10 protein-coding genes, 1 pseudogene and 1 CRISPR repeat array (1 of these 12 running past the window's edge) are annotated in these 16,065 nt (G+C 67.1%); of the genes and pseudogenes, 4 read left to right on the top strand and 7 right to left on the bottom strand.

Going from position 1 to position 16,065, the window contains the following annotated elements:
• Positions 1-1,856 (top strand): heavy metal translocating P-type ATPase (locus tag AC6LJ5_RS22900; protein WP_498141716.1); only part of this gene is annotated, 1,856 nt, incomplete at its 5' end.
• Positions 1,857-1,889: 33 nt separating this feature from the next.
• On the opposite strand, the pseudogene AC6LJ5_RS22895 reads toward AC6LJ5_RS22900, so the two are convergent.
• The 4 genes and pseudogenes from AC6LJ5_RS22895 to AC6LJ5_RS22880 form a co-directional block, all read right to left on the bottom strand.
• A pseudogene (locus tag AC6LJ5_RS22895) lies at positions 1,890-2,866 on the bottom strand (RNA 3'-terminal phosphate cyclase).
• Positions 2,867-2,890: 24 nt separating this feature from the next.
• A complete protein-coding gene (locus AC6LJ5_RS22890) occupies positions 2,891-3,709 on the bottom strand; it encodes a nucleotidyltransferase domain-containing protein (RefSeq protein WP_103273917.1) in 819 nt (272 codons plus the stop codon).
• 39 nt (positions 3,710-3,748) lie between these two features.
• Entirely contained in the window at positions 3,749-4,972 is a 1,224-nt protein-coding gene (locus AC6LJ5_RS22885; protein ID WP_498141715.1) for an RtcB family protein, read from the bottom strand.
• A gap of 503 nt (positions 4,973-5,475) precedes the next feature.
• Positions 5,476-7,038 (bottom strand): vWA domain-containing protein, encoded by a 1,563-nt coding sequence (locus AC6LJ5_RS22880; RefSeq protein WP_498141714.1) that lies wholly within the window; start codon positions 7,036-7,038, stop codon positions 5,476-5,478.
• Between the two features lie 217 nt (positions 7,039-7,255).
• Here AC6LJ5_RS22880 and rtcR point away from each other — a divergent pair, with 217 nt between their 5' ends.
• Positions 7,256-8,869: an RNA repair transcriptional activator RtcR gene (gene rtcR, locus AC6LJ5_RS22875; protein WP_498141713.1), complete on the top strand. Its 1,614-nt coding sequence runs from the start codon at positions 7,256-7,258 to the stop codon at positions 8,867-8,869.
• 78 nt (positions 8,870-8,947) lie between these two features.
• Here the strand turns inward: rtcR and speG are convergent, their stop codons facing one another.
• Both speG and AC6LJ5_RS22865 read right to left on the bottom strand, forming a co-directional pair.
• Positions 8,948-9,532: a spermidine N1-acetyltransferase gene (speG, locus tag AC6LJ5_RS22870; RefSeq protein ID WP_103273914.1), complete on the bottom strand. Its 585-nt coding sequence runs from the start codon at positions 9,530-9,532 to the stop codon at positions 8,948-8,950.
• A 136-nt stretch (positions 9,533-9,668) separates the two neighbouring features.
• Positions 9,669-10,619: a LysR family transcriptional regulator gene (locus AC6LJ5_RS22865; protein ID WP_103273913.1), complete on the bottom strand. Its 951-nt coding sequence runs from the start codon at positions 10,617-10,619 to the stop codon at positions 9,669-9,671.
• A gap of 162 nt (positions 10,620-10,781) precedes the next feature.
• Here AC6LJ5_RS22865 and AC6LJ5_RS22860 point away from each other — a divergent pair, with 162 nt between their 5' ends.
• Positions 10,782-12,089 carry an MFS transporter gene (locus tag AC6LJ5_RS22860; protein ID WP_498141712.1) on the top strand — a complete coding sequence of 436 codons (1,308 nt, stop codon included), beginning with the start codon at positions 10,782-10,784 and terminating at the stop codon, positions 12,087-12,089.
• A 22-nt stretch (positions 12,090-12,111) separates the two neighbouring features.
• On the top strand, positions 12,112-13,605 hold the full coding sequence (locus AC6LJ5_RS22855) for a M81 family metallopeptidase (RefSeq protein WP_498141711.1): 1,494 nt from the start codon (positions 12,112-12,114) through the stop codon (positions 13,603-13,605).
• 148 nt (positions 13,606-13,753) lie between these two features.
• Here AC6LJ5_RS22855 and AC6LJ5_RS22850 read toward each other — a convergent pair whose 3' ends face one another.
• On the bottom strand, positions 13,754-14,461 hold the full coding sequence (locus tag AC6LJ5_RS22850; RefSeq protein WP_103273910.1) for a riboflavin synthase subunit alpha: 708 nt from the start codon (positions 14,459-14,461) through the stop codon (positions 13,754-13,756).
• 205 nt (positions 14,462-14,666) lie between these two features.
• A CRISPR array of direct repeats spans positions 14,667-16,065; the repeat unit is 28 nt; unit sequence TTTCTAAGCTGCCTATACGGCAGCGAAC (it continues 490 nt past the right edge of the window).

Below are 16,065 nucleotides of genomic sequence, written 5' to 3'. Positions count from 1 at the left end.
GCGCCGGCCTGATGGCCGCGCTGTCCGAGTTCTCGCATTTCGCCGGCTGGTCCGTCTACGTCACCGCCGCGCTGGCCGTGGCCGCCATCGTGGCCTGCGGCCTGGACACCTACCGCAAGGGCTGGATCGCCGTGCGCAACGGCAATCTCAACATCAACGCCCTGATGAGCATCGCCGTCACCGGCGCGGTGCTGATCGGCCAATGGCCCGAGGCGGCCATGGTGATGTTCCTGTTCAACGTGGCCGAGCTGATCGAGGCGCGTTCGCTCGATCGCGCCCGCAACGCCATCCGCGGCCTGCTGGACCTGGCCCCCGAAACCGCCACGCGCCGGCAGCCCGACGGCACGTGGCAAGAGGTGCCGGCCGCGCAATTGCAGCCAGGCGACATCGTGCGCGTGCGGCCCGGCGAACGCATCGCCGCCGACGGCGAGATCGTCAGCGGCCGCTCGGCCGTGGACCAGTCGCCCATCACCGGCGAAAGCCTGCCGGTGGAAAAGACCGAGGGCGACCCGGTCTACGCCGCCACGGTCAACGCCTCGGGCTCGTTCGAATACCGCGTCACCGCCGCCGCCGGCAACACCACGCTGGCCCGCATCATCCATGCCGTGGAGCAGGCCCAGGGCGCGCGCGCGCCGACGCAGCGCTTCATCGACCGCTTCTCGCGCATCTACACGCCGGTGGTGGTGGGCGTGGCCGTGCTGGTGGCAGTGGTGCCGCCGCTGCTGTGGGGCCAGCCCTGGTTCGACGCCATCTACCGCGCGCTGGCGCTGCTGATCATCGCCTGCCCCTGCGCGCTGGTGATCTCCACGCCGGTCAGCATCGTCAGCGGCCTGACCGCCGCGTCGCGGCGCGGCATCCTGGTCAAGGGCGGCGTCTACCTCGAAGAAGGCCGCAACCTGCAATGGCTGGCGCTGGACAAGACCGGCACCCTGACCCACGGCAAGCCGGTGCAGACCGACCTGCAGGACTGGGAACCGTCCGATCTGAGCCGCCAGCCCGCGGCGCTGGTCGCCGCCAGCCTGGCGGCGCGCTCCGACCACCCCGTGTCGCTGGCCGTGGCCAATGCGGCGCGCGAGGCCGGCCATCAGCTGCTGGACGTGGCCGACTTCGCCGCCCTGCCCGGCCGTGGCGTGGCCGGCGTGATCGACGGCGTGACCTTCCAGCTCGGCAACCGCCGCCTGATGCGCGAAGCCGGCGTGGCCAGCGACGCGCTGGAAGCGCGCATGGACGAACTGGAGCGCCAGGGCAAGAGCGTGATCGGCCTGACCGACGGCAGCCGCGTGCTGGCGCTGGCCGCCGTGGCCGACACCGTCAAGCCCACCAGCGCCGCCGCCATCGCCGAGCTGCACGCGCTGGGGGTGCGCACGCTGATGCTGACGGGCGACAACACGCCCACGGCCCGCGCCATCGCGGCCCAGGTCGGCATCGACGAGGCACGCGGCGACCAGCTGCCCGAGGACAAGCTGGCGGCCATAGAAAGCAAGCTGAGTCCGGCCGGCAAGGTCGGCATGGTGGGCGACGGCATCAACGACGCGCCCGCTCTGGCGCGCGCCGACATCGGCTTCGCCATGGGCGCGGCCGGCACCGGCACCGCCATCGAGACCGCCGACGTGGCGCTGATGGACGACGACCTGCGCAAGATCGGCGTGTTCCTGCGCCTGTCGCGCGCCACGCACAGCGTGCTGGTGCAGAACATCGCGCTGGCGCTGGGCATCAAGGCCCTGTTCCTGGCGCTGGCCATGACCGGCAACGCCACGCTGTGGATGGCCGTGTTCGCCGATGTGGGCGCCAGCCTGCTGGTGGTGGCCAACGGGCTGCGGCTGTTGCGCGCCGCGCCGGCCGCGCGCGCGGCCTAGGGCCGGGTCGCCCCAGGCGGGCCCGAATCCGCCCTAGGCGGGTTCGGCCTTCACCCGCCAGCCGGCCCCCAGCGGCGCCGCGCTGAACCTCACCGGCAGGAACTGCCCGATGACGCCGAAGTTGCTGCGGGCATGCGCGGTCAGCTCGGTGCAGGTGTACTGCGCCGGCTGGCCGCGCCGCCATACGGCCAGGGCCAGCGGCAGCGCCCACTGGTCCGCCAGGTACGGTCCCAGCGCCGCGTCGCTGTCCAGGTAGGCGCGCACGTCCCGCGCCAATTCCTCGGCCACCGTTTCGGCAGTCAGGCCCTTGACGCCGAAGCGCGTGAATACCTCGCAGACCTGCTCGTGCTCCAAGGTCGCCAGCAGCGCGTTGCCCGGTCCTTCGTGCTGGCGCGTGGCGGCCACGCGCAACTGATCCCCGGTCCAGCCCAACGCTTCGCCCAGATGTTCCAGCTCGCGCCGCGCGCGATCAGGTCGAACGGCTCCAGCTGGTCGGCTGCCGGCCAGATCCGCGCCTCGATCTCGCCGCCGCCGGCCGGGTAGAACCCCATCCTGAGCAGGCTCAGTTCCGCCTTGGCGCCCAATCGGGCCAGCAGGGGCGCGTAGCTGCGCGCCAGGAAATGGAACGGCGGCGCGGCGGGGTTGTGCGTGCCGCCGCCCAGCGACAGGCGGCTGGGCCCGTCGGCCATCATCAGCGCCGGCCACAGCGTCTGCAGCAACAGCCCGCAGCTGCCCGCCGTGCCCAGATGAAAACGGTAGTCGCCCGCGCGCGGCTTGCCGGGCGCGAAGCTCAGCGATTGCGAATTCAGTTCCGCGCCCTGCACCTGCGCGCCGCTGATCTCGGCCGCGGCGATGACGCAGCCCAGGTGCTGGCGCATCAGGCCGGGCTTGGCGCGCCCGGCGCGGATGCGGTTCATGGAAAAAGGCTGGCCCGTGCACATGGACAGCGCCAGCGAAGTACGCAGCAGTTGGCCGCCGCCCTCCCCGGCGGCCCCATCGATCTCGATCACTTTTGTATCCTTCAAATCATTATTTCAAGCGGGCGCGGCATCGAAATGCAGCACCGCCTCGCGCAGGTAGCGATCCAGCCGCGCCAGGTCCGGCCGGTCGCCGGCGACCGGGACATGCGCCTGCGCCGACTCCAGCTCGCGCAGGATGAAGTCGTGCAGGCCCGGCCAGCGCGGGCTGGTGGCGGCCTCTCCTGCCCGCATCTTCACCGCCAGCAAGGCGTTGAGCTCTTCCAGCAGCGCCGGGTCGGTCACCATCTCGCTCGCCAGCTCGGCGAAGCGCATGGGCGGCGCGCCGCGCCCTTCCCGGATCCAGCGCGCCGCCAGCAGCGGCCGCAGCACGTACAGGTATTTCTTGTAGCGCACGACCTCGCCCAGCAGGTGCTCGCGCAGGTTCTTGCGGGCCATGGACACGTAATGGTGATAGCCGCGCACCAGCGAGAACTCCTCCTCGGCCAGCGCGCGCAGGCGCGGCGCCCAGGGTTCGACCGCCCGATAGACGATGGGCGAGCGCAGCCATTCCAGCAGCGTGGGATTGGAGTCGCGCAGCAGGCCCAGCGTCTTGCGCAGGTCCCAGCCGTTGATGTCCAGGTCGCCGCTGATCGGTTGCTCGATGACGTCGCGCCCGGGCAGCACGGTCAGATACCAGGGTAGCCGATGCACGTAAACGAAACGCACGTCGTAGTCGCTGTCGGGCGAGGCGAAGCCCCAGCCCCGGCTGCCCGACTCGCAGGCGTACAGCACCGTCACCTGGTGCTGGCGCTCGATGTCCGCGAGTTTCTCGGCGATGAGCGCCCGCATGTCGTCCGACACCGGATGCGCGCTCAGGACGCTTTCCTGCTTCATGTTCCTCTCCTTGCGGAACGGGGCATGCGCCCCGCTCCGTCAACCTTTCACGCACACCACCTGTTTCAGGGTGTGCACCACTTCCACCAGATCGCGCTGCGCCGCCATGACGGCGTCGATGTCCTTGTAGGCCATCGGGATCTCGTCGATGACGTTGGCGTCCTTGCGGCATTCCACGCCTTCCGTCGCGCGCACCTGGTCTTCCACCGAAAACAGCTGCTTGGCCTTGGTGCGGCTCATGACGCGGCCGGCGCCGTGGCTGCAGCTTTCAAAGCTTTCCGGGTTGCCCAGGCCGCGCACGATGTAGCTGCGCGCGCCCATGCTGCCCGGGATGATGCCCAGCTCGCCGCGCTTGGCGCTGACCGCGCCCTTGCGGGTCACGAACACGTCCTCGCCGAAGTGGCGCTCGCGCTGCACATAGTTGTGGTGGCAGTTCACCGCCTCCACGTGCGACTCGAAGGGCTTGGCGATGACCTTGCGCACGGTCGCGATCAGGTTGGCCATCATCACCTCGCGGTTGCGCAGCGCGAACTTCTGCGCCCACGACACCGCGCGCACATAATGGCCGAAATACTGGGCGCCTTCCTCGAAATAGGCCAGGTTCTCGTCCGGCAGGTTGCTCTGGTGGCGCTGCGCGTCCTTCTTGGCCAGCTCGATGAAGTGCGTGCCGATGGCGTTGCCCACGCCGCGCGAGCCCGAGTGCAGCATGAACCAGACGAAACCCGCCTCATCCAGGCAGACCTCGATGAAGTGGTTGCCCGTGCCCAGCGTGCCCAGGTGCTTGCGGTTGTTGGTGTTGCGCAGGCGCGGATGCAGCTCGCACAGCGCGTCAAACTCGTCGGCCAGCGTGGCCCAGACCTGGTCCACGGACACGGGCGGGTTCTCCCAGCTGCCCGTGTCGCGGCGGCCGCGCGGCGCCGAGCCGTGCGGCACGGCATGCTCGATGGCCGAGCGCAGCGGGCCCAGGCTGTCGGGCAGGTCTTCGGCGCGCAGCGTGGTCTTGGCCGCCATCATGCCGCAGCCGATATCCACGCCCACCGCCGCCGGAATGATGGCCTTGAGGGTCGGGATCACCGAGCCGACGGTCGCGCCGATGCCCAGGTGCACGTCCGGCATGGCCGCGATGTGCTTGAACACGATGGGCAGGCGGGCGGCATTGGCCAGCTGGCGCTTGGCGTCGTCTTCGACGGGCACGCCCTTGGTCCACATTTTCACCGGCACGCCGCCGGCGACTTCTTCGATGTTGTAGTTCTGGTTCGTCATGTTGATCTTCTTTTTGCTGCTGAACAATTTACCGGCTTTCCGGGGAAAACCGTCTGGATGAGGATGATGCCTTGAATGCCGCGCCTGGCCCGGGAAAGCCCCGGACCGGCCCGGCTGGAAAAAATGCGCGACCAGAGTGGCAGGACGTAGCCAGCGCCGGTTTCCCGGCTGGGGATTCGAACCCCGCGGCGCACCGATGTAGTCCTGCCGGCATTCGCGCGTAATCGATACTGTCTGTTCCTTCACTTCCGTTGCCTGTGGCGAGCAAGGGACGACTAGTTCATGAACGAGACGGACAGTTGGAAGATGTAGTCCCGTTCGCATTCGTCCAACCCGCCCCGGAGGATCCGCCCCCGGAGCAAGACTGTGCGCGACCAGATTGGCAAGACGTAGCCTGCTCCGGTTTCCCGGCCTGGGGATTTGAACCCCGTGGCATCCGATGTAGTCCTGCCGGCATTCGCGCTTAATCGATACTGCTTGTTCCTTGGGATCCGCCGGGCGCGCTATTGCACGCCCAGCGTCACCGCTTCAATCTCGCCGACCCAGTGGCCGGCGCCCATGCGCCCCTCGGCGAAGTTGGCGATCATCTCGAACACGGCGTCGGAAAAACCGCCCACGTTCAGGATGTCCGCGCGTTCCGCAGCCTGCGTGGTCGCATGCGGCTGGATGTCGATGCACACCAGCCGCGCGCCCGAGTTGCGCTGCTTGAGCGTCTCCCATTCACGCATGGTCGCGGTGGCGCCACTGCGCCGCGCATCCATCCAGGACTCGTTGTCCGAGACCAGGATCACCAGGTCCACTTGCGCCCCCTCGCGATTCAGGCGAGCCAGCGGCGCGCTGCAGCTGGTGCCGCCGCCGCCGATGCCGGCCAGCTTCTGCGCGTTGGTCATGACCGAATCACGCGGATTCATGCGCAGGTCGACCACGTCGAAGTCGAACGGCAGCACGCGGGCCCGGCGATTCTTGCGCAGCACGGCGGCGGCCACCAGGGCGGCCACGTCGACGCAGCGCACGGTCGACGTCGCCGAACCGGCCCAGCCCGTGACCGGGGAACGCATGGACCCCGACACGTCGGGACACACGACCACCCGCCCGTGCAGGCTGGGCACGTTGCCGATCGCCAGTTCCATCGCGTCCTGCAGCGCGTCCTGCACCACCGCCGGCACCGCCTCGCCCGCCGCCTTGAAGGCCGACATCAGCTGGTAAGGCAGCACCCGCGCCCGGGCCACGGCCTGCGGATCGCGCAGCTTGGCGGCGATGGCCTTGGCCATGCCCGGCTGCTCGAACACGCCGTGGCGCGCGAAGGTGTTCAGGTTCTGGCGCACCATCTGCCAGGATCCGGCCCGTGCGACCTGCGCCCACTGCGCCGGCGTCATGCCGAGCGCAGTCAGCATCTGGAACGGCACATCCGGCGGCTCGCCCGTGGCATCGCGCTTGAAGCGTTCGAGCGCCTGCGTCGCGGGCGGCAGCGCGGCCTCGTCATGGGGCTTGCCGATCAGCCAGGCGAACCAGGCCGCGCGCCAGGCCTCGGCGGGCTTGGGATGCACCATCTTGACCACGTCCGCCAGCGAAGGCGCATTGCCCACGGCCGCGTTCAGCAGCTGCTTTTCGGTGGCCTCCAGCAGCCAGCGCTGCACCAGCTTCTTGGGCCGCGTGCCCAGCGACTTGCGCCCCACGGCGCCGCTGCGCAGGATCTGCACGAAGTTGCGCAGCATCTTGCCGCTGTCGATCACGCGCGGAAACACCTGCGCCAGCAGCTCCAGGTCGCGCACCGCCAGGATCGCGGCCAGCAAGGCCGGCATGTCCTTCATATGGCCGGACTCGCGGGCGTACACCGCCGTCCTGGCCACGAAGGCCGGATCCACCTCGGCCGCCAGCGTCATCACGCGATCCAGTTGATCTTGCGCCTGGGCGTAGAACGTCTGGCGCAGGCAGCCGGTGGCGGCGAGCTGGGCCAGCTGGTGGCGCGGGCTGAACGCATAGGCCGGCGCCAGTTCGTTATTGGTATCCAGGGCCGCCGGCAGCATCGCGCCGCGCTGGGACTGGAAGAGTTGCGTGTTGACCATGGAGCATTCTCCTTCTTGCATACGATTTGTCGTCTATGCCTTTCCTTATGCAAAGGGCGTGCCAGCTTTTAGGCCAGCGCTGGAGAAATTTTCCAAGCTATTGATTTTCCAGAGATTAAATATTTTTCGCAGCGATAAACAGAATCCAGGCTGATGCTTCACTTCTGATTTGTATAGAATATTAGCTAGCCATTTATCTAATCAGCTATCCCGACCCATGCAAAAGAAGAACGTCGTCATCGGCTTCCTGGGCACCCAGCTGGATGCCGGCCAGGGCGCGGGCCGCTGGTCGAAATGGCGGCCCACGGTATCGCTGGTCCAGCACGAGGACACGCTGATCGACCGGCTGGAGCTGTTCTATCCAACGCGCCACCAGGCCCTGGCGCGGCTGGTGGAGCAGGACATCGCCAATCTGTCGCCCGACACCGTCGTGAATCTGATCCCGATGGACTTCGCCGATCCCTGGGATTTCGGCGAGATGTACGCGGCGCTGTACGACTGGACGCGCGGCTACCGCTTCGATCCCGAGCGCGAGCAGTATTGGGCGCACATCACCACCGGCACCCACGTCGCGCAGATCTGCATGTTCCTGATGGTGGAATCGCGCACCATTCCCGGCGTGCTGTTGCAGACTTCCCCGCCCAGGAAGCAGGCGGGCGAGAGTCCCGGCAAGTACACGCTGATCGACCTGGACCTGTCGCGCTACGACGTGCTGGCCCGCCGCTTCAGCCAGGCGCGGGACGACGCGCTGGAATTCCTCAAGAGTGGCATTCCCACGCGCAACAGGGCCTTCAACAGGCTGATCGAAGAGATCGAACGAGTGGCGGTGCGCTCGCAGGCGCCCATCCTGCTGACCGGCCCCACCGGCGCGGGCAAGTCGCATCTGGCTCGGCGCATGTACGAACTGAAGAAATCCCGCCATCAGGTCCAGGGCGAGTTCGTCGAGGTCAATTGCGCCACGCTGCGCGGCGACGGCGCCGCCTCGACGCTGTTCGGCCACAAGAAAGGCGCCTTCACCGGCGCGGCCGCTGACCGGGCCGGCCTGCTGCGCACCGCCCACCAGGGCGTGCTGTTCCTGGACGAGATCGGCGAACTGGGCCTGGACGAACAGGCCATGCTGCTCAAGGCCGTTGAAGAAAAACGCTTCCTGCCCATGGGCAGCGACCGCGAGACCAGCAGCGATTTCCAGCTGATCGCCGGCACCCACCGCGACCTGCGCGTGGACGTGGCGCAGGGGCGCTTTCGCGAAGACCTGTATGCGCGCATCAACCTCTGGTCCTATGCCCTGCCCGGCCTGGCGCAGCGACCCGAGGACATCGAGCCCAACGTCGATCACCTGCTGATGCGATCCGCCGAGGAAACCGGCGCCGTGGTCCGCTTCAATGCCGAGGCGCGGACGCGCTATCTGAAATTCGCCAAGTCGGCCGAGGCCAAATGGACCGGCAACTTCCGCGACCTGTCGGCCAGCGTGACACGGCTGGCGACGCTGGCCGACGGCGGACGCATTCCGGTTGAGCTGGTCGACGCCGAGATCCAGCGCCTGCACTGGCTGTGGCAGCGCGGCGCGCCCGCCGGCAGCGGCGGCGGCAAGATCCGCCTGGACGCCGTGCTGCCCGACGGCGCGGCCGACGCGCTGGACCTGTTCGACCGCATGCAGCTGGAAGCCGTCATCGGCGTGTGCCGGGAATCGGACTCGCTGTCCGAGGCGGGCCGCAAGCTCTATGACCGCTCGCGCACCCAGCGCACGGTGGTCAATGACGCCGACCGGCTGCGCAAGTACCTGCTGAAGTTCGGCTTGAACTGGGAAAGCGTTTCCGGCCGGGAAGGCTGAAGCCGGCCGGGTTCCACCAAATACAAGGCCCCGGGACAGCGCGCCGCCCCGGGACCGGACCTGAGCATACGTCCGGACTCAGCCGGCCTGCTCTTCCTGCGGCCAGTCGCGCAGCACCGGCGCGTCCGGCGCGCCCGGGCCGACCTCGCGCAGATGGTCATGCTGCAACAGCGCCATGCGATAGGCATCGCGATAGGCGCCGTTGGAGAAGAACTCCTCCTTCAGCAGGCCCTCGATGCGAAAGCCGCAGCGCTCATAGATATGGACGGCGGCGGCATTGTCCTTGTCCACCACCAGGTAGACCTTGTGCAGGTTCAGCACGCGAAAGGCATAGCCCACCGCGATGCGCGTGGCCGCCTTGGCGTAGCCGCGCCCCTGGTAGCTGGGCGCGATGATGATCTGGAATTCCGCGCGGCGGTGGATATAGTCGATCTCGACCAGCTCGACCAGCCCGGCCGGCTCGCCGGTGTCGCGCTCGATGATGAAGCGCCGCTCGTTCTGGTCGTGCAGGTGGCGGTCGTACAGCGCGACCAGTTCGTCGTAAGCCTCGTAGGGCTCCTCGAACCAGTACCGCATGATGACGTCGTTGTTGTTGATCTTGTGCACGAAGTGCAGGTCGCCGCGCTCCAGCGGGCGGATCTTGATATCGGACATGACCGACATGATGAGTACCTCCGGGTGTGCCTGGATCTTATCCGAAGCGGGCAATATCTGCCTCGAAACGGCCTGATACCGCCATTTCCGCACCTGCATCAGCCATGGGTGGCGCTTTCCAGCGCATTGTTCCCGGAATGCCGCGTCACTGGCCGGTCTTTGCCTTGCCTCCCTTGCCCGCCCCGCCCTCGCTGAAGGCCGGCAGCCGCAGCTCGATGCGGCGCATCAGCTCGCTTGCCGCCGACGACAGCGGCCGGCCCAGCCGCAGCAGCGCCTGGCATTCCGGCGCGCTCAGGATCGGATGCGCGATGGGCAGGGCCACCAGCTCGCCGCTGGCCACTTCGTGATGCACGCCCAGGTTGGGCATCAGCGTCACGCCGGCGCCGCTCATCGCGTACTGCTTGAGCACGCGCAGCGAGTTGGTGGTCAGGCTGGGCGTCAGGTGGATGCGCTCGGTGAACTCCAACAGATCCACCGCCTGCCTCAACCCGTAGGGCGCGGACATCAGCGCGAAGGGATACGGCAGGATGTCGGCGATGGTCAGCGGCGCGCGGTGGCGCGCCAGCGCATGGTCCGGACGGGTCAACAGGCAGACCGGGTGCTTGCGGCTGGCGCGGCAGCGCAGGCGCGGATCCACCGGCGGGTTGTAGGCCAGGCCGATATGGGCGGCGTCCGAGGCCACGGCCTCCACCACCTCGTTGACCGAGCCGACGTTGACGCTGATATTGATGCGCGGATGCTCGATGCAGAACGGGCCGACCACATGCTCCATCAGGCTGTCGATGAAGCCCTCGCTGATCATCAGTTGCACGCTGCCGCGCTGCATGCCGCGCAGTTCCTGCAGCCGCGCGCCCAGATGCTCCTGCTGCGCGCGGCAGGCGCGGTAGTACTCCAGCAGCATGTCCGCCGCCTCGGTCGGCGTCAGTCCGCGCGAGCGGCGCTCGAACAGCGCCACGCCCAGCTCCTTCTCCAGCAGCTGGATCTGGCGGCTGACCACCGAGGCCGCCGTGTCCAGCTTCTCGGCCGCGCCGCGCACCGAGCCGCAGGCGACCACCTCATGGAAGTAGCGCAAGCGGCCCTGGCTGATTTCCTGCATATCGATTCCTTTCCCAATCGTTGCCCTATCAGCAACGATAATTCATATTCCAGGTCATTGCTTCGAACACACTGCCCTTCCGATAATTGCGCCTCCACGGCCCCTCCGGCGCCGAGGCTACCTTTATCGACCGCGGGCGCAGACCCGCGCAGGAGACATGCAATGCCCCATCCCGCCACGCCGGGCGCCGACCCGCGCCTGGGACCGCTGTACCGCAAGATCACATGGCGTCTGCTGCCGTTCTTGTTGCTGTGCTACGTCTTTGCCTACCTGGACCGCATCAACATCGGCTTCGCCAAGCTGCAGATGCAGCAGGACATCGGCATCTCCGACGCCGTCTATGGACTGGGCGCCGGCATCTTCTTCCTGGGCTACGTGATGTTCGAGGTGCCCAGCAACCTGCTGCTGGCCCGCATCGGCGCGCGCCGCACCATCAGCCGCATCATGGTGCTGTGGGGCCTGACCTCGGCGTCCATGCTGTTCGTGCAGGGGGAATGGAGCTTCTACGTGCTGCGCTTCATGCTCGGCGTGTTCGAGGCCGGCTTCGCGCCCGGCATGATCTTCTACCTGACCTACTGGTACTCGCAGTCGCGCATGGCGGGGGTCATGGCGGTGGTGATGCTGGCCGGCCCCATCGGCGGCATCGTCGGCGGCCCGGTGTCGGCCTGGATCATGACGGCCTTCTCCGGCGCGCACGGCCTGGACGGCTGGCAATGGATGTTCCTGCTGGAAGGCCTGCCCTGTGTGCTGATCGGCATCGTCGCCTACCGCTACCTGGACGACAAGCCCGCCCAGGCCAAGTGGCTCAGCGCCGAGGAAAAGGCGCTGCTGGCCGCCGACCTGGACGCGCGCTCGGGCCAGCAGAAGCACGCCTTCCGCCAGGTGCTGCGCGACCCCGCCATCTACGGCATGGCGCTGACCTACTTCTGCCTGATCTGCGGCATCTATGCGGTCAGCTTCTGGTTGCCCACGCTGCTCAAGCTGGCCGGCGTGAAGGACACCATGGAAATCGGCCTGTACTCGGCCGTGCCCTATATCGCCGCGGCCGCCTTCATGCTGCTGTTCGCGCGCAGTTCCGACCGCATGCAGGAACGCCGCTGGCACACGCTGGTGCCCGCCCTGCTGGCCGGCGTCGCCCTGTGCGTGGCCACCGCCGCGCCGACCCAGTTCGCGCTGTCGCTGGCCGCCATCACGCTGGCCACCGGCTTCATGTGGGCTTCCTACACGGTATTCTGGGCGATTCCGTCGCAGTACCTGAAGGGCGAGGCCGCCGCCGGCGGCATCGCCCTGATCAACAGCATCGGCCTCCTGGGCGGCTTCCTCAGCCCGTCCATCATCGGCTGGGTCAAGGAATCGACCGGCTCGCTGGCCGGCGGTCTGTACGCGATCTCCGCCCTGCTGGTGGCCGGCGCCCTGCTGCTGCTGGTCAACCGCCCGTCCCAACCCGCGCACGCGACCGCGCGCGCCTGAACGCCACGACAGGAAACCCAACATGCACATCCTGGTTGCCGGATTCCAGCACGAAACCAATACCTTCGCGCCGTCCAAGGCCGGCTACGACAACTTCGTCCGCGGCGAGGGCTTTCCCGCCATGGTGCGCGGCGAGGCCATGCTGGCGCTGCGGCAGGTGAACATCCCCGCCGGCGGCTTCATCAACGCCGTCGTGGCGCAGGGCCACACGGTGCGCACCGTGATCTGGGCCGGCGCCAGCCCGTCCGCCCACGTCACCACCGACGCCTATGAGCGCATCGCCGGCGAGATCGTCGAGGCGGCGCGCGAAGGCGGCTACGACGCCGTCTACCTGGACCTGCACGGCGCCATGGTCGCCGAGCACCTGGACGACGGCGAAGGCGAGCTGCTGGCGCGCGTGCGCCAGGCCGTCGGCCCGACCGTGCCCGTCATCGCCAGCCTGGACCTGCACGCCAACGTCACCGCCCAGATGCTGGGCGAGGCCGACGGCCTGGCCGCCTTCCGCACCTATCCGCACGTGGACATGGCCGACACCGGCGAGCACGCCGCCCGCCTGCTGCTGGCCCGCCTCGAAGCCGGCGCCAACTGGCACCGCGCCGAGCGCCGCCTGCCCTTCCTGATCCCGATCAACGGCATGTGCACCCTGTTGCAGCCATCGCGCGGCGTCTACGAGGAACTGGCGCAGCTGGAACAGGCGCCGGGCGTGGTGTCGATCTCCTTCGCGCCGGGCTTCCCCGCCGCCGACTTCGACGAATGCGGCCCGGTGGTCTGGGCCTACGGCACCGACGCGGCCGCCGCCGAACAGGCCGCCGAGACGCTGTACCAGCGCGTGCTGGCGCTGGAACCGCAATGGTCGCCCGACTTCCTGGAACCCGCCGAGGCCGTGCGCCGCGCCCAGGCCCTGGCCGCCGGCGCCTCACGCCCGGTGGTCATCGCCGACACGCAGGACAATCCCGGCGCGGGCGGCGACGCCAACACCACCGGCATGCTGCGCGCGCTGGTCGAGGCCGACGCGCAGAACGCCGCGCTGGGCCTGTTCTACGACCCCGAAGTGGTGGGACAGGCAGTGGCCGCCGGCGTCGGCGCCAGGCTGCGCCTGCGCCTGGGCGGGCAATCCGGCGTGGCCGGCGACGGCCCCTTCGAAGGCGAGTTCACGGTCGAGACGCTTTCGCCGGGCCGGCTGCGCTTTGACGGCCCCATGATGAACGGCATGGACGTGGACCTGGGCGCCGTGGCCACGCTGCGCATCGGCGGCGTGCGCGTGGTGGTCAGCGCCACCAAGACGCAGATGTTGGACCGCAACCTGTTCCGCGTCGGCGGCGTGCAGCCCGAAGAGATGTCCATCCTGGTGGTGAAAAGCTCGGTCCACTTCCGCGCCGACTTCCAGCCCATCGCGCACGAAGTGCTGGTGGCCAAGGCCCCCGGCCCCATGCAGGCCGACCCCGCCGACCTGCCTTGGACGCGTCTGCGTCCCGGCATCCGCGTCAAGCCGCTGGGCCGCGCCTTCGCCGGCTGAACGGCATGCGCCCGCGCCGGCACGGAGCCGGACGCGGGCGCATGATGTGTTGCGCGGCCCCTGCCGCCCCCGGCCTCGTGTCGCGGGGCGGTTTGCTTTCAGGATCCGGCTTTAAGGGGCTGGCTTTAGAAGTCGTGCCTCAAGGGCTTTACTTCAGCTTGACCTGCTGCGGAGTCACGAAGTCCTCCAGCGACAGTCCCTTTTCCTTGAGGATCGCCTCCAGCAGCGGCTGGAGCTTGCCCAGGCTTTCCTGCACCGTCTCGCGCACGGTGTCCACCACCACCTGGGTGCCGCGCTCGATCTCGATGTTGACGGCGTCGCCGACCTGCTTGTCCTCGAACACCGTCATCCGGCGCGTCTCGGGAATCAGCCAGACCTCGAACCAGCCTTCGGCGCGGTTGACCTCGGACACGGTCAGGCTGGCGCCGTTGATGGCGATATAGCCCTTGGCGAACACGTACTTGCGGAAGTCCTCGGGAATGCTGAAGCGCATCAGCCGGTTCGTGTCCGACGACTTGACCATCACCACTTCGGACGTGAAGTCCACGTGCCCCGACAGCGGATGCCCGCCAATCTCGGCGCCGTCCTTGGCCGCGCGCTCGACGTTGGCGCGGTCGCCTTCCTGATAGGCGCCCAGGGTGGTGATGGCCAGGCTTTGCAGCATGACGTCGAAGGTGGCCTGGTCCGGGCCCGTCAGCTCGGTCACGGTCAGGCAGACCCCGTCGGTGGACACGCTGGCGCCCACCGCCAGATCGGTGCAGAAACCCGGCGGGAAATCGAGCGTGAAAGTGCGCAGGCCCTCGCGGTCGGCGATCTTGGCGATCTTCGCGGTGCCTTGGACTATGCCTGTGAACATACGAATCCTGATGCGGGGCGCGGCGCGCCCGTGAAACGAAACATCAACGTTAACCGATATTTGGCTTCGGGCCGGGTGATGTCCCTGGTGGCGGCGGGGACGGCGGCGAATGGGCAGAAGTAGAGCAGACCATCGGAACACTCATAGTCTTGACTGCCTATGCGGCAGCGAACTCGCGCAGCCATTCGACGCGCGCGGCCGTCTTTTTCTAAGCTGCCTATGCGGCAGCGAATCCCTGCGACAGTCCGCGTATCGCCTGCAGCTTTTTCTAAGCTGCCTATACGGCAGCGAACCTCGGGATCACAGACCCGGTCAAGCTTGATGATTTCTAAGCTGCCTATACGGCAGCGAACGGCTCGGGCTCGACGTGCGTGGCCGCGCGCCATTTCTAAGCTGCCTATACGGCAGCGAACCCTGGAGCGCGCCTTCGCCAGGGCGTGAGATTTTTCTAAGCTGCCTATACGGCAGCGAACCAGCAGCTCGGCATCCTTCAGGGTCTGGTAGTTTTCTAAGCTGCCTATACGGCAGCGAACGGGGAGAATGCAGCAGCAGAGCTGGAGCGCAATTTCTAAGCTGCCTATACGGCAGCGAACCGAGTTACATGAGTACGCAGCCGAAGCCGATATTTCTAAGCTGCCTATACGGCAGCGAACGGGTCAAGCCGATTACAGGCAAGCAATACAAGTTTCTAAGCTGCCTATACGGCAGCGAACGGCGCGTGCTGAGCGCGCACAACGATGACACGTTTCTAAGCTGCCTATACGGCAGCGAACTTGAGCTGGCGGCTAAGGCGGCCGGCATCGTTTTTCTAAGCTGCCTATACGGCAGCGAACTGAACGTCCGGGGGACGTTCACAACGTCCGTATTTCTAAGCTGCCTATACGGCAGCGAACCATCCATACAGCCTGGTCATATGCGGCTTTGATTTCTAAGCTGCCTATACGGCAGCGAACCGGGGAGTTCCCCCGATAGCGTTGGTCCAGCATTTCTAAGCTGCCTATACGGCAGCGAACATTGCGACGCCCGCTTCCTGAGCCATCAGCATTTTCTAAGCTGCCTATACGGCAGCGAACGCTACTACGAGCCAAGGGGCGCCGGCGGTTCTTTTCTAAGCTGCCTATACGGCAGCGAACCTCGTCGCGGTGGTTCTCGGGGCGCACATTCATTTCTAAGCTGCCTATACGGCAGCGAACTTGCTTGCAACCTGCTCGCCAAAGACGACTGGATTTCTAAGCTGCCTATACGGCAGCGAACGAACACCTCATCAACGAGCTGGCCGACAACTCTTTCTAAGCTGCCTATACGGCAGCGAACGCGGCGTGTGGAAAGACTTCTCATCCGGTGAATTTCTAAGCTGCCTATACGGCAGCGAACACGTCTGCCCCTGGTGTGCAAGCCCGCATGAATTTCTAAGCTGCCTATACGGCAGCGAACAAATGTTTCTTGACCGTCGGCACGGCCACGCTTTTCTAAGCTGCCTATACGGCAGCGAACGTCGTCATGTCCGGCACGTGGCCCGACACCTCTTTCTAAGCTGCCTATACGGCAGCGAACAGCCTGACCGCCTCGAATTCCTCAAGCTGCATTTTCTAAGCTGCCTATAC

The sequence above is a fragment of the Achromobacter sp. 1011791174 genome, from assembly GCF_059760925.1.
The sequence above is the reverse complement of the archived record's forward strand: the minus strand, read 5'-3'. Positions and strand labels throughout refer to the sequence as shown.